The 13,982-nt window shown below is 41.7% G+C and carries 14 protein-coding genes; 13 read left to right on the top strand and 1 reads right to left on the bottom strand.

Annotated elements, in window-relative coordinates:
• Window positions 1-2: 2 nt before the first annotated feature.
• On the top strand, window positions 3-887 hold the full coding sequence (locus AC4ME5_RS03410; protein WP_061588650.1) for an ROK family protein: 885 nt from the start codon (window positions 3-5) through the stop codon (window positions 885-887).
• A 15-nt stretch (window positions 888-902) separates the two neighbouring features.
• On the opposite strand, the gene AC4ME5_RS03405 is transcribed toward AC4ME5_RS03410, so the two are convergent.
• Entirely contained in the window at window positions 903-1,754 is an 852-nt protein-coding gene (locus tag AC4ME5_RS03405; RefSeq protein WP_491799948.1) for a MurR/RpiR family transcriptional regulator, read from the bottom strand.
• 256 nt (window positions 1,755-2,010) lie between these two features.
• Between AC4ME5_RS03405 and pbp2b the strand changes: the two genes are divergently transcribed.
• The 12 genes from pbp2b (at window position 2,011) to AC4ME5_RS03345 (ending at window position 13,974) form a co-directional block, all read left to right on the top strand.
• Window positions 2,011-4,053, top strand: coding sequence for a penicillin-binding protein PBP2B (gene pbp2b / locus AC4ME5_RS03400; RefSeq protein WP_491799946.1), 2,043 nt, complete (start codon window positions 2,011-2,013; stop codon window positions 4,051-4,053).
• A 10-nt stretch (window positions 4,054-4,063) separates the two neighbouring features.
• Window positions 4,064-4,660 carry a recombination mediator RecR gene (gene recR, locus AC4ME5_RS03395; protein WP_000966754.1) on the top strand — a complete coding sequence of 199 codons (597 nt, stop codon included), beginning with the start codon at window positions 4,064-4,066 and terminating at the stop codon, window positions 4,658-4,660.
• A gap of 176 nt (window positions 4,661-4,836) precedes the next feature.
• A complete protein-coding gene (locus AC4ME5_RS03390) occupies window positions 4,837-5,880 on the top strand; it encodes a D-alanine--D-alanine ligase (RefSeq protein WP_491799942.1) in 1,044 nt (347 codons plus the stop codon).
• 84 nt (window positions 5,881-5,964) lie between these two features.
• Window positions 5,965-7,338, top strand: a complete 1,374-nt coding sequence (locus AC4ME5_RS03385; RefSeq protein WP_491799941.1) for a UDP-N-acetylmuramoyl-tripeptide--D-alanyl-D-alanine ligase — start codon at window positions 5,965-5,967, stop codon at window positions 7,336-7,338.
• Complete coding sequence (locus AC4ME5_RS03380; RefSeq protein WP_491799939.1) at window positions 7,325-7,936, top strand: NUDIX hydrolase N-terminal domain-containing protein; 612 nt, start codon at window positions 7,325-7,327, stop codon at window positions 7,934-7,936. Before AC4ME5_RS03385 ends, AC4ME5_RS03380 begins: the two co-directional genes overlap by 14 nt.
• A 193-nt stretch (window positions 7,937-8,129) precedes the next feature.
• A complete protein-coding gene (locus AC4ME5_RS03375; protein ID WP_491799937.1) occupies window positions 8,130-8,834 on the top strand; it encodes a YwaF family protein in 705 nt (234 codons plus the stop codon).
• Window positions 8,835-9,067: 233 nt separating this feature from the next.
• Window positions 9,068-10,438, top strand: coding sequence for a cell division protein FtsA (gene ftsA, locus AC4ME5_RS03370; protein ID WP_491799935.1), 1,371 nt, complete (start codon window positions 9,068-9,070; stop codon window positions 10,436-10,438).
• Between the two features lie 16 nt (window positions 10,439-10,454).
• Entirely contained in the window at window positions 10,455-11,711 is a 1,257-nt protein-coding gene (ftsZ, locus tag AC4ME5_RS03365) for a cell division protein FtsZ (RefSeq protein ID WP_272155928.1), read from the top strand.
• 3 nt (window positions 11,712-11,714) lie between these two features.
• Entirely contained in the window at window positions 11,715-12,386 is a 672-nt protein-coding gene (locus AC4ME5_RS03360; protein WP_001049621.1) for a YggS family pyridoxal phosphate-dependent enzyme, read from the top strand.
• A gap of 9 nt (window positions 12,387-12,395) precedes the next feature.
• Complete coding sequence (locus AC4ME5_RS03355; RefSeq protein WP_009730430.1) at window positions 12,396-12,926, top strand: cell division protein SepF; 531 nt, start codon at window positions 12,396-12,398, stop codon at window positions 12,924-12,926.
• Window positions 12,926-13,186, top strand: a complete 261-nt coding sequence (locus tag AC4ME5_RS03350; protein WP_000576501.1) for a YggT family protein — start codon at window positions 12,926-12,928, stop codon at window positions 13,184-13,186. Before AC4ME5_RS03355 ends, AC4ME5_RS03350 begins: the two co-directional genes overlap by 1 nt.
• Entirely contained in the window at window positions 13,183-13,974 is a 792-nt protein-coding gene (locus AC4ME5_RS03345; protein WP_000217811.1) for a YlmH family RNA-binding protein, read from the top strand. The genes AC4ME5_RS03350 and AC4ME5_RS03345 overlap by 4 nt, the downstream gene beginning before the upstream one ends.
• Window positions 13,975-13,982: the final 8 nt, after the last annotated feature.

The raw sequence follows: 13,982 nt of genomic DNA, 5'->3' as shown, positions 1-13,982 counted from the left end.
TTATGACACACTACGTTGCAATTGATATTGGCGGAACCAACATCAAATATGGTTTGATCGACCAAGAAGGCCAACTTGTTGAATCGCATGAAATGCCAACTGAGGCGCATAAGGGTGGACCCCATATCTTACAAAAGACAAAAGATATCGTAGCCAGCTATTTAGAAAAGGGCCCAGTAGCAGGTGTTGCCATTTCTTCTGCAGGGATGGTGGATCCTGATAAGGGTGAAATCTTCTATGCTGGTCCTCAGATTCCCAACTATGCAGGAACCCAGTTCAAGAAGGAAATCGAGACTAGCTTTGCGATTCCTTGCGAAATTGAAAATGATGTCAACTGTGCAGGTCTTGCTGAGGCAGTATCTGGTTCAGGCAAGGGAGCGAGTGTGACACTTTGTTTGACCATTGGAACAGGTATCGGTGGTTGCTTGATTATGGATGGGAAAGTTTTCCATGGATTTAGCAACTCAGCTTGCGAAGTTGGTTATATGCACATGCAGGATGGAGCTTTCCAAGACTTGGCTTCTACGACAGCCTTGGTAGAATATGTAGCAACAGGTCATGGCGATCCAGTTGATCAGTGGAATGGCCGACGCATTTTCAAGGAAGCTACTGAAGGAAACAAGATTTGTATGGCTGGTATTGACCGCATGGTAGACTACCTTGGGAAAGGTCTGGCAAATATTTGCTACGTTGCCAATCCAGAAGTGGTCATTCTCGGTGGCGGGATCATGGGGCAAGAGGCTATCCTCAAACCGAAGATCCGCACAGCCTTGAAGGCGGCCTTGGTGCCAAGCCTAGCTGAAAAAACACGATTAGAATTTGCCCATCACCAAAACACAGCAGGTATGTTGGGTGCCTATTATCATTTCAAAACAAAACAATCCTAGTTTGGTTCAACCAAACTAGGATTTTCTAACGCGTTTTTGTCTACGATAGCCATTGAGTTTTTTATTTTCCCAATAGCTATTAAAGATTTTCTCCTTGCTTTCACGATTGATTTCCAAAAAGTAGGCGTAAACCAAATCTATAAGGAAGAGCATAGGGAGTTGAGCGGAAATACGCTGGATGTAAGAAGATTGACTATGGCTTGCCACAAGGACTGTTTCGGTATAGGCTTGACTATCTTTATTGGGAACACTTGTAAAGAGTACAGTCTTCGCCCCCATCTCTTTTGCGTCTAATAGACTGTCTAAAATAGAAGGAGTTGTACCAGAAAGTGAGAAACCGAGTACGAGACAATTTTCATCCATGATGCTGGTCGTCCATGCAAAGCCGTCCTGATCGGTTAAGGCTTCACAGACCACACCCAGACGCATGAAACGCAATTTCATTTCACGAGCGACAAGACCGGAACTGCCTGTTCCAAAGAAGTAGACACGCTCAGCATCTTCGATTAAATGGGCGACTCGTTCCAGTTGTTCTTCGTCAATCAAATCCTGTGTTTGTTCTCGCATGATACTGTAGCTTCGCAAAACACGTTTGGTCAAAGGACTATGTTTGTGCGAATGAGTGTCCTGTTTACCCGCCTGATGCTGGTATTGAAAGACAAATTCTCTGTAACCTGTAAAACCACACTTTTTAGCAAAGCGGGTCAGCGCTGCTTGGGAGATATGTAATTTCTGGGTAACTTGCTGAGAAGAAAGATCATCTTGGATCGTTTCAGCTTGTAAAAAATAGCGAGCGATTTCTTGCTCAAGCTCGGTTAATTCTTCAAAATGGAGGTCGATTATGGTTGCGATGTCTGGCTTGTTCATGAGGCTCCTTTTTATGAGTCAAAGTCTTAAAGGTTAACGCTTTCCTAACTATTACTATCATTATATCATAGAAGTTAGGATAACCAAATAAAAAGGCATTTTCAGTTGAAAGTCAAAAAATGCTTTGACTTTTCCAAGTCTTTCTCCGTAAAATATGGTACAATGAAAAGTACTGAGCTTCACCTGTTTGCTCTATTATTTTATATGTAAATAAAGGTGAAAATTGGAAATTTTTCTAGAAAAGAGTCTTAGTTGTATGAGAAAATTCAATAGTCATTCGATTCCTATTCGGCTTAATTTACTGTTTGCCATTGTTATCCTGTTGTTTATGGCCATTATTGGTCGATTGTTATACATGCAGGTGCTCAATAAAGATTTCTATGAAACAAAATTGGCCTCAGCCAGCCAGACAAGGGTAACAACCAGTTCAGCTCGTGGGCAAATCTATGATGCAGCAGGGAAACCCTTGGTAGAAAACACTGTCAAGCAAGTTGTTTCTTTCACCCGAAACAATAAAATGACAGCAGCTGAATTGAAGGAGACAGCCAAGAAACTTCTCACATATGTGAATGTAACCTCCCCTAATTTGACAGACCGTCAGATTGCAGACTACTACTTGGCGGACCAGGACGTTTACAAAAAAACAGTCGAATCCTTGCCAAGTGATAAACGCCTGGATTCAGATGGGAACCGCTTATCTGAAGCGACTCTCTACAATAATGCGGTTGAAAGTATTGATGCGAGTCAACTCAATTATACAGATGACCAGAAAAAGGAAATCTATCTCTTTAGTCAGCTCAATGCCGTTGAAAATTTTGCGACGGGTACCATTTCTACGGATGCCTTAGATGATACCCAAGTTGCTCTCGTTGCATCAGCGTCCAAGGAATTACCAGGTATCAGTATTTCAACCTCATGGGATAGAAAAGTCCTAGACACTTCTTTGTCTTCAATTGTAGGTAGTGTATCAAGTGAAAAATCAGGTCTTCCAGCAGAGGAAGTCGATGCCTATCTTAAAAAAGGGTATTCTCTCAATGACCGAGTGGGTACTTCCTATCTTGAAAAGCAATATGAAGATGTTCTCCAAGGCAAACGCTCCGTCAAGGAAATCCACCTCGACAAACACGGAAATATGGAAAGTGTGGAAAATGTTGAAGAAGGAAGCAAAGGAAACAACATCAAACTAACGATTGACCTAACTTTCCAGAATGGTGTAGATGACCTACTCAAGAGCTACTTCAACTCAGAGTTGGGTAACGGTGGAGCTAAATACTCTGAAGGAGTCTACGCCGTAGCCCTCAATCCTAAAACAGGTGCTGTGTTATCCATGTCAGGGATCAAACATGACCTGAACACGGGAGAGTTGACTCCTGATTCCTTGGGAACTGTGACCAATGTCTTTGTACCCGGTTCGGTTGTTAAGGCCGCTACCATCAGCTCAGGTTGGGAAAATGGTGTTTTATCAGGAAACCAAACCTTAACAGATCAGCCTATTGTTTTCCAAGGTTCAGCTCCAATTTATTCTTGGTATAAATTGGCATATGGATCTTTTCCTATTACAGCTGTGGAAGCCTTGGAGTATTCATCTAATGCTTACATGGTTCAAACCGCTCTTGGAATCATGGGCCAGACCTATCAACCAAATATGTTTGTTGGAACCAGCAATTTGGAAACAGCTATGGGAAAACTTCGTGCGACCTTTGGCGAATATGGCTTGGGGGCTGCGACCGGAATTGACCTACCAGATGAATCTACTGGATTTGTTCCCAAAGAGTATAGCTTTGCTAATTACATCACCAATGCCTTTGGGCAGTTTGATAACTACACTCCTATGCAATTGGCCCAGTATGTCGCAACCATTGCAAACAATGGCGTACGTTTGGCTCCTCACATCGTTGAAGGGGTTTATGGAAACAATGACCAAGGTGGCTTAGGTAGTCTGGTTCAAGAAACAGCCACTAAGGAACTAAACAAGGTCAATATTTCAGAATCAGATATGGCTATCTTGCAGCAAGGTTTCTATCAAGTTTCGCATGGAACGAGTGCTCTGACAACTGGTCGTGCCTTTTCAAATGGCGCAGCCGTTTCCATCAGTGGGAAAACGGGTACTGCCGAAAGTTACGTTAATGGCGGTCAAAAAGCCAATAATACCAACGCAGTCGCCTATGCACCGACCGAAAATCCCCAAATCGCAGTCGCAGTCGTCTTTCCTCATAACACCAACCTTACAAACGGTGTCGGACCTTCGATTGCACGCGACATTATCAATCTTTATCACCAACAACATCCAATGAATTAGAAAGGAACTTATGCTGTATCCAACACCTATTGCCAAGTTAATTGATAGTTATTCGAAGCTTCCAGGTATCGGGATCAAAACGGCTACTCGTCTCGCCTTCTATACCATTGGAATGTCTGATGACGATGTCAATGAATTTGCAAAAAATCTCCTATCTGCCAAGCGGGAATTGACCTATTGTTCCATCTGTGGTCGCTTGACCGATGATGATCCCTGCTCTATCTGCACAGATCCGACTCGAGACCAGACAACGATCTTGGTGCTAGAGGATAGTCGCGATGTGGCTGCTATGGAAAATATCCAAGAATACCACGGACTCTATCACGTCTTGCATGGACTCATTTCTCCTATGAATGGCATCAGCCCAGACGATATCAATCTCAAGAGCCTCATGACCCGTCTCATGGATAGTGAGGTTTCAGAGGTGATTGTGGCAACCAATGCGACAGCAGATGGAGAAGCGACATCTATGTATCTCTCTCGTTTGCTCAAACCAGCTGGTATCAAAGTCACTCGTCTAGCACGAGGACTAGCCGTGGGAGCAGATATCGAGTATGCGGATGAGGTCACACTCTTACGAGCCATTGAAAATCGGACAGAGTTGTAAGTGTAGACCAATTTACTAACTCCATTCATCTATACAAAAAATCAAGGAGGCCGACTTTGTTTTTATCGGTCTCTTTTTATGTTTTTTGAAGATTAGTATTAGCTTCAAGTTTTAAAAAAAAAAGTAAATATGATATACTAAAGAACGAGTATTCTATTAGAATTAGGACAAGCAATATGAAACAAACGATTATTCTTTTATACGGCGGACGCAGTGCAGAACGTGAGGTGTCTGTATTGTCAGCTGAAAGTGTCATGCGTGCGGTCAACTACGACCGTTTCACAGTCAAGACTTTCTTTATCAGCCAGTCAGGTGACTTTATCAAGACTCAGGAATTTAGCCAGACTCCAGGTCAAGAGGATCGTCTCATGACCAATGAAACGATTGATTGGAATAAGAAAGTTGCACCAAGTGCCATCTACGAAGAAGGTGCAGTGGTCTTTCCAGTTCTTCATGGCCCAATGGGAGAGGATGGCTCTGTTCAAGGATTCTTGGAAGTTTTAAAAATGCCTTACGTAGGTTGCAATATCTTGTCATCTAGTCTTGCCATGGATAAAATTACGACCAAGCGAGTTCTAGAATCTGTAGGGATTGCCCAAGTTCCTTATGTGGCCGTCGTCGAAGGTGATGATGTGACTGCTAAAATCGCTGAAATTGAAGAAAAATTGACTTATCCAGTCTTCACAAAACCATCAAACATGGGGTCAAGTGTCGGTATTTCTAAGTCTGAAAACCAAGAAGAACTCCGCCAAGCTTTGGAACTTGCCTTCCAATATGACAGCCGTGTCTTGGTAGAGCAAGGTGTGAATGCGCGTGAAATCGAGATTGGTCTCTTGGGCAACTACGATGTTAAGAGTACTTTGCCAGGTGAAGTGGTCAAGGATGTTGCCTTCTATGATTATGATGCCAAATATATCGATAACAAGATTACTATGGATATCCCGGCTAGAATCAGTGATGATGTGGTAGCTATCATGCGTCGAAATGCAGAAACTGCCTTCCGTGCAATCGGTGGCCTCGGTTTGTCTCGTTGTGATTTCTTCTATACAGATAAGGGCGAGATTTTTCTAAACGAGCTCAATACCATGCCAGGTTTTACCCAGTGGTCTATGTACCCACTACTTTGGGACAATATGGGAATCAGCTACCCAGAACTAATCGAGCATTTGGTTGACCTTGCTAAGCAAAGTTTTGACAAGCGTGAAGCGCATTTGCTATAAAAATGAAAGAGAGGGTAGAAGCCAGAACTATCACTGCATGGTGACTAGAGTTCTCGGACTTCAACCCTTTTTAAAGGAGTAGAAATGAAATTAACGATCCATGAAGTGGCCCAAGTTGTAGGAGCTAAAAATGACGTTAGTCTTTTTGCGGATGCTCAGTTAGAAAAAGCAGAGTTTGACAGTCGTTTGATTGGGACAGGTGATTTGTTTGTGCCACTTAAAGGAGCGCGTGACGGTCATGACTTTATCGAAACAGCCTTTGAAAATGGTGCAGCAGTAACCTTGTCTGAGAAAGAGGTTGCAAATCATCCCTACATTCTAGTAGACGACGTTTTGACTGCCTTTCAAACCCTTGCAGCCTACTATCTTGAAAAAACGGCTGTTGATGTCTTTGCAGTTACAGGTTCAAATGGCAAGACGACGACCAAGGATATGTTGGCACATTTACTATCAACAACCTACAAAACCTACAAAACCCAAGGCAACTACAATAATGAGATTGGCCTTCCCTACACGGTTCTCCATATGCCTGAGGGAACAGAAAAGTTGGTCTTGGAGATGGGACAGGATCACTTGGGGGATATCCATCTCTTGTCTGAATTGGCCCATCCAAAAACAGCCATCGTGACCTTGGTTGGAGAAGCTCATTTGGCTTTTTTCAAAGACCGTTCGGAAATTGCTAAAGGGAAGATGCAAATTGCTGATGGTATGGTACCAGGTTCTTTGCTTTTGGCACCAGCTGACCCGATTGTAGAGGATTACTTGCCTACAGATAAAAAAGTGGTCCGTTTTGGGCAAGGGGCAGAGTTGGAAATCACAGACTTGGTCGAACGCAAGGATAGTCTGACCTTTAAGGCTAATTTTTTTGGAAAAGCTCTCGATTTGCCAGTGACAGGTAAATACAATGCCACCAATGCTATGATTGCTGCTTATGTGGCTCTACAAGAAGGAGTTTCAGAGGAACAGATTCGTCAGGCTTTCCAGAACCTAGAATTGACCCGCAATCGTACTGAGTGGAAGAAAGCAGCCAATGGAGCAGATATTCTTTCTGACGTATACAATGCCAATCCCACTGCTATGAAGTTGATTTTGGAGACATTCTCTGCCATCCCAGCCAACGAAGGAGGAAAGAAAATTGCTGTTCTAGCAGACATGAAGGAACTCGGCGACCAGTCTGTTCAACTCCATAACCAGATGATTTTAAGTCTTTCCCCAGATGTGTTGGATACCGTTATTTTTTACGGAGAAGACATTGCCGAATTGGCACAACTGGCTAGTCAAATGTTCCCAATCGGCCACGTTTATTACTTCAAAAAAACAGCCGACGAGGACCAATTTGAAGACCTAGTAAAGCAAGTCAAGGAAAGTCTCGGTGCGAATGATCAAATCCTGCTCAAAGGCTCTAACTCCATGAATCTAGCCAGGTTGGTAGAAAGTTTAGAAAATGAATGCAAGTGATTTTGCCAAGTATCTGCAAAGAATGATTGCCATTACAGATACTGGATTAACCTTTACAAAAGATCCTTTTGACCGCGAGCGTTACGAAGACTTGCGAAGCCTTTTATCTGAAATGTTGAATCAGGTATCAGACCTCGATGCAGAAGAAGTGGCAGAAGTCTTGAAACCAACGTCCGCTTATGCAACTCCTCTGATGGACGTCCGTGCTTGGATTGTTGAGGATGAAAAAGTCTGTTTAGTTAGAGGAAAAGGGGAGGATAGTTGGGCTTTGCCAGGTGGTTTTGGTGAAGTTGGCTATTCTCCAACCGAAAATATTCTTAAGGAAATTGAAGAAGAAACTGGTTTTACAGCAAAAGCTGAAAGGTTACTTGCAGTTTTTGACACTAATCGTTTCCAACTACAGAGCAAACAATATGCAAAGTTTGTCTTTGAATGTAAGCTTTTTGATGGACAATTTCAAGAAAATCAAGAGATTGCTGAGCTTCAATTTTTTGCTATTGACCAACTGCCGGCCTTATCTGAAAAACGCATCACCAAGGAGCAAATGGAGATTCTTTGGCAAGTTTATAGAGGACAAAGAGACCAATATGTCGATTAGTTTGTGCTAGAGAAGTCGACAAATCAAAAAAGGGTGTCTGTAAAGTGCATTTCTGCAATACAAATGATATAATAGGTTGCGAATTTAAGACGCAAGTGTTCTATGCTTAGTATAGAATCAAGCTTTTTAAAAAAATTAAAAACTAGAGTAGTGAACTTTCTACTGCTCTGGCTAGATGAATGAGGAATAGAATATGAATTTGTGGGAACAATTATTTACCACACAGATATCAGAACCGCCCCAGTTTGAACTCCACTGGTATATTGGTTTGTTAAGTTTATTGGCTCTTACTTTCTATGTTTCATATCGTTACCGTGACAAGGTGGCTTACCAGCGCTTTTTTCAGATCCTTCAGTCTCTTCAACTGATTGTTCTGTATAGCTGGTATTGGGGGAATCAAATGCCCTTATCAGAAAGTTTGCCCTTCTATCATTGCCGTATCGCCATGTTTGTCATGCTCTTGATTCCAGGAACTTCCAAGTACAAGCAATACTTTGCCCTTCTAGGAACCTTTGGAGCAACTGCAGCTCTGGCATACCCACTCTTTGACCCTTATCCGTTTCCACACGTGACCATCCTGTCCTTTATCATCGGGCACGTGGCACTTTTGGGGAATGCGCTCCTATACTTGTTTAAGAATTATGAAGATTCCCTGCTCAACTTCAAAAATGTAGCGGTGATTACCTTCACCTTGAACGCTTTGATATGGGTTGTTAATTTAGTTGTCAGTGGGGATTATGGTTTCTTAACGAGACCGCCACTTGTTGGAAATCACGGACAACTTTTGAATTACCTTATTGTTTCGAGCGTTATCGTGATAGCAATTTGCGTAACAGCAAAATTGCTAGAGATTTTTTTACAGCAAAAATCGGAAGAATTTATTCAAGAGAAGGTCTAAAAAGACCTTCTTTTTTTGATGGGTTATAAATGTTATCGAATTGTTGACAAGAACATCAAAAACTTTTTCCAGAAGAAAAATTTTCTAATATGTTCTCAAAAAACATGCAGGAAATTTACGAAAAACTAAGCATGATTAGTTTTTTTGTGTTATAATATTCTTTGAATAGCTATGCCCAAACATAGTTATTAAATAGAAGTGAGAAACTTGGAAGATAGAGAGGATGCGATGTAATGACTAGAGATGGTTTTTTTACAGGCTTAGATATCGGAACTAGCTCCATTAAGGTGTTAGTTGCTGAGCATAGAGATGGCGAAGTAAATGTAATTGGTGTTAGTAATGCCAAAAGTAAAGGTGTAAAAGACGGAATTATTGTTGATATTGAAGCGGCTGCTTCGGCAATCAAATCCGCAATCACACAGGCAGAAGAGAAAGCAGGCATTTCTATCAAGTCTGTCAACGTTGGTCTTCCAGCAAATCTTCTGCAGGTCGAACCAACACAAGGAATGATTCCTGTAACATCAGATACAAAAGAAATCACAGATCAGGATGTTGAAGATGTTGTTAAATCAGCTTTGACAAAGAGCATGACTCCTGATCGTGAAGTGATTACCTTCATTCCTGAAGAGTTCATCGTGGATGGTTTCCAAGGAATCCGTGACCCTCGTGGTATGATGGGTGTCCGTTTGGAAATGCGTGGTCTGCTTTACACAGGTCCTCGTACGATTCTACACAATCTTCGCAAGACGGTCGAACGTGTTGGTATCCAGGTTGATAATGTGATTATTTCACCTTTGGCGATTGTGAACTCCGTTCTCAATGAAGGCGAACGTGAATTTGGTGCGACTGTCATTGACATGGGTGGAGGTCAGACTACTGTAGCGACTATCCGCAACCAAGAATTGCAATTCACCAACATCTACCAAGAAGGTGGAGATTACGTTACAAAAGACATTTCTAAAGTCTTGAAAACATCTCAAAAGATTGCAGAAAGTTTGAAACTGAACTATGGTGAAGCTTACGTTCCACTTGCAAGTAATGAAACTTTCCAAGTTGAAGTAATTGGCGAAGTAGAACCTGTTGAAGTGACAGAAAGCTACTTGGCAGAAATTATTTCAGCACGTATCAAACATATCTTTGACCAAATCAAACAAGAGTTGGAAAGAAGACACTTGTTGGATTTGGCAGGAGGTATCGTCCTTATCGGTGGAAATGCAATTTTGCCGGGCGTTGTTGAATTAGCCCAAGAAGTATTTGGTGTTCGAGTAAAACTCTATGTTCCAAATCAGGTTGGAATTCGCAACCCTGCATTTGCTCACGTGATTAGTTTATCTGAGTTTGCTGGTAAATTGACTGAAGTCAATCTTCTTGCTCAAAAAGCAGTTAAAGGAGATGAATTCCTTCGTCAAAAACCAATCAACTTTGGCATTCCAAATCAACGTTTGAATCCTGTGGCGCAACCAAGCCCAACACAGACAACTCCAGTTGAAACTGTACAGGAAGCTCCAGTTGCTCCCAAGGAAGAATTCCAAGCAAGTTCTCAAAGTAAACCGAAGCTAACAGAACGTTTCCGTGGTTTAATCGGAAGCATGTTTGATGAATAAAAGAGGATAAGAAATTATGACATTTTCATTTGATACAGCAGCAGCTCAAGGCGCAGTTATTAAGGTAATTGGTGTCGGTGGTGGTGGTGGTAACGCCATCAACCGCATGGTTGACGAAGGTGTTGCTGGTGTAGAATTTATCGCAGCCAACACTGATGTACAAGCACTTAGCAGTACGAAAGCAGAAACCGTTATCCAACTTGGTCCCAAATTGACTCGTGGTTTGGGTGCTGGAGGTCGTCCAGAAGTTGGACGTAAAGCTGCAGAAGAAAGCGAAGAAGCTTTGACGGAAGCAATCAGCGGTGCAGACATGGTCTTCATCACTGCTGGTATGGGTGGTGGATCTGGTACAGGTGCTGCCCCTGTTATTGCACGTATCGCTAAAGATCTTGGTGCTCTTACAGTTGGTGTTGTGACACGTCCTTTCGGATTTGAAGGAAGCAAACGTGGTCAGTACGCTGTAGAAGGAATTAATGAACTTCGCGAGCATGTTGATACTTTGTTGATTATCTCTAACAATAACTTACTTGAAATTGTTGACAAGAAAACACCGCTTCTTGAAGCTCTTAGTGAAGCAGATAACGTTCTTCGCCAAGGTGTTCAAGGGATTACTGACTTGATCACGAACCCAGGATTGATTAACCTTGACTTTGCTGACGTGAAGACTGTAATGGCAAACAAAGGGAATGCCCTTATGGGTATCGGTATTGGTAGTGGTGAAGAGCGCGTTGTTGAAGCAGCTCGTAAAGCAATTTACTCTCCACTTCTTGAAACAACTATCGATGGCGCCGAAGATGTGATTGTTAACGTTACTGGTGGTCTTGATTTAACGTTGATTGAAGCAGAAGAAGCTTCAGAAATTGTCAATCAAGCAGCTGGCAAAGGTGTAAATATATGGCTTGGAACATCTATCGACGAAAGCATGAAGGATGAAATCCGTGTGACTGTTGTAGCGACAGGTGTTCGTCAAGAACGACTAGAAAAAGTAGTCGGGTCTGCTACCAACCAACCAGTTGGTCGACCATCAACTAAAACTCCACAAGCACACACATTTGACCGTCAATTCGACTTGAAAGAGACAGCAGAACTGCCTAAATCAAGTCCACGTCGCTTTGAAACCAACCAAGCATCTGCTTTTGGAGATTGGGACTTGCGCCGTGAGTCAATTGTTCGCCAAACAGATCCCGTTGTTTCACCAGTTGAACGCTTTGAAACACCAGTTTCACAAGATGAGGATGAATTGGATACACCTCCATTCTTCAAAAATCGTTAATCAATGAATTTGAAAAAAAACACTGAATTAGTTTTTCAGCAAATTGCTGATGCTAGTCAAAAAGCCAACCGTAATCTAGATGCTGTTTCAGTAATCGCAGTGACAAAATATGTAGATGTACAAACAGCGGAAGCCTTGCTTCCGCTTGGCATCCATCATATCGGTGAAAATCGAGTTGATAAATTTTTAGAAAAATATCAGGCCTTGAAAGATTACCCAGTCACTTGGCATTTAATAGGAACACTACAGAGACGGAAAGTAAAAGAAGTAATCCCATATGTGGATTACTTTCATGCTTTAGACTCCCTAAAGTTAGCACAGGAAATTCAAAAGAGAACAGATCATGTTATCAAGTGTTTCTTGCAGGTTAATATTTCTGGGGAAGAAAGCAAGCATGGGTTTTCAAAAGAAGAATTGCTAGAACTTTTGCCAGAATTGGCTAAGTTAGATCAGATTGAGTATGTTGGTTTAATGACCATGGCTCCTTTTGAGGCAGACAGTGATGAATTGAAAGAAATTTTCAAGGATACGCAGGCTCTGCAAGCAGAAATTAGAGAAAAACAAATCCCTAATATGCCGATGACAGAGCTAAGTATGGGAATGAGTCGTGATTTTAAAGAAGCGATTCAGTTCGGCTCAACCTTTGTTCGAATCGGTACAGCATTTTTTAAATAGGAGAGAGCTATGTCTTTAAAAGATAGATTCGATAAATTTATAGATTATTTTACAGAAGATGGAGAAGAAACGACTAACTACCAGACTCAACAAGAGGAAACAGTTAGCCCAGCCATCTCATCTTCTAAAGGATTACCAGCATCTGCTCAGCCGGGATCAGTAAAAGATGCGAATATTACTCGCCTCCATGCTCGTCAACAAGAGTTGGCAAAGCAAAACCATCACTCAGATGAGAAAGTGACGATTGATGTTCGTTATCCAAGAAAGTATGAGGATGCAACTGAGATTGTTGATTTGTTAACTGGAAATGAAAGCATCTTGATTGATTTCCAATACATGACAGAAGTACAAGCGCGCCGCTGCCTTGATTACTTGGACGGAGCCCGTCACGTCTTGGCTGGAAATATGAAAAAAGTTGCGAGTACGATGTATCTATTGACGCCTGTCAACGTTATCGTGAATATTGAGGATATCAAACTTCCAGACGAATCACAAGGTGCCGAGTTCGGCTTTGATATTAAACGAAATAGAGCAAGATAATGATTTTCTTAATCCGTTTAATTCAAAATGCAGTTAGCATTTACTCCATCATTCTCGTTGCATTTGCTCTTCTTTCATGGTTTCCAAATGCCTATGAAAGTCAACTAGGTCGTTTAGTCATCAGACTTGCTCGTCCAGTTATCGAGCCTCTTCGTAAGCTCAATCTACAATTTGCTGGTCTTGATTTTACAGTTTGGGCTGCGCTGATTCTAATCCAGTTTGTTGGAAATCTCTTAACACGACTAGTGCTATTACTATGACAGTAAATCGAGCCATTTATCAGCATTTTTCCCAAGATGATATTCCCTTTATTGATAAGGGTTTAGAGTGGATCAAGCGGGTAGAAGATACATATGCACCAGTGCTTACTCCTTTTATCAATCCCCATCAGGAACAGATCTTGAGGGTGCTAGCTGGGACATATGGACTGGGTTGCCAAAGTAGTGGTGATTTTCTTCCGACGGAGTCGGTTCGTGTTCTTCTGTATCCAGATTACTTTGAACCGGAAATATCAGACTTTGAAATGACCTTGTTAGAAATTTGCTATCCGAGCAAGTTTGAACAGCTGAGCCATGGAAAAATATTGGGAACAATCATCAACCAGCTAGGAATTGACCGTAAATTATTTGGTGATATCTTGGTAGATGAAAAGAGAGCACAGATTTTTGTCAATCGTGATTTTATTCCTCTTTTTCAGGATGGAATAAGAAAGATTGGCAGACTTCCTGTATCGCTGGAGGAACGTCCTTTTACCGATAGGATTATATCTAAAATTGACTTTAGAGAACGAGAAATTTTAGTTTCGAGTTTTCGATTGGATGCCCTCTTATCAAGTGCCTTGAAATTATCTAGAAATCAAACCAGTCAACTAATTGAGAAAAAATCTGTCCAGGTAAACTATCATCTGGTTGAAAAATCTGATTACCAGGTTGCCGTTGGGGATTTGATCAGTGTGAGAAAGTTTGGCCGTCTAAAAGTTGTCAAAGACAATGGACAGACAAAAAAAGACAAGATAAAATTAAGCATTCAATTATTATTAAGTAAGTGAGGAAAAGT

Source organism: Streptococcus sp. A69 (genome assembly GCF_058556195.1).
This window is presented reverse-complemented; position numbering and strand designations above follow the sequence as displayed.

Excerpts from the sequence above, each read along its gene's own strand:
- pbp2b (WP_491799946.1), top strand. The coding sequence starts at position 2,011 with ATGAGAAAATTCAATAGTCATTCGATTCCTATTCGGCTTAATTTACTG.
- AC4ME5_RS03410 (WP_061588650.1), top strand. The coding sequence starts at position 3 with ATGACACACTACGTTGCAATTGATATTGGCGGAACCAACATCAAATAT.
- AC4ME5_RS03405 (WP_491799948.1), bottom strand. The coding sequence starts at position 1,754 with ATGAACAAGCCAGACATCGCAACCATAATCGACCTCCATTTTGAAGAA.
- AC4ME5_RS03375 (WP_491799937.1), top strand. The coding sequence starts at position 8,130 with ATGAATTTGTGGGAACAATTATTTACCACACAGATATCAGAACCGCCC.
- AC4ME5_RS03355 (WP_009730430.1), top strand. The coding sequence starts at position 12,396 with ATGTCTTTAAAAGATAGATTCGATAAATTTATAGATTATTTTACAGAA.
- AC4ME5_RS03350 (WP_000576501.1), top strand. The coding sequence starts at position 12,926 with ATGATTTTCTTAATCCGTTTAATTCAAAATGCAGTTAGCATTTACTCC.
- AC4ME5_RS03345 (WP_000217811.1), top strand. The coding sequence starts at position 13,183 with ATGACAGTAAATCGAGCCATTTATCAGCATTTTTCCCAAGATGATATT.
- AC4ME5_RS03385 (WP_491799941.1), top strand. The coding sequence starts at position 5,965 with ATGAAATTAACGATCCATGAAGTGGCCCAAGTTGTAGGAGCTAAAAAT.
- recR (WP_000966754.1), top strand. The coding sequence starts at position 4,064 with ATGCTGTATCCAACACCTATTGCCAAGTTAATTGATAGTTATTCGAAG.
- AC4ME5_RS03390 (WP_491799942.1), top strand. The coding sequence starts at position 4,837 with ATGAAACAAACGATTATTCTTTTATACGGCGGACGCAGTGCAGAACGT.
- ftsA (WP_491799935.1), top strand. The coding sequence starts at position 9,068 with ATGACTAGAGATGGTTTTTTTACAGGCTTAGATATCGGAACTAGCTCC.
- AC4ME5_RS03360 (WP_001049621.1), top strand. The coding sequence starts at position 11,715 with ATGAATTTGAAAAAAAACACTGAATTAGTTTTTCAGCAAATTGCTGAT.
- AC4ME5_RS03380 (WP_491799939.1), top strand. The coding sequence starts at position 7,325 with ATGAATGCAAGTGATTTTGCCAAGTATCTGCAAAGAATGATTGCCATT.
- ftsZ (WP_272155928.1), top strand. The coding sequence starts at position 10,455 with ATGACATTTTCATTTGATACAGCAGCAGCTCAAGGCGCAGTTATTAAG.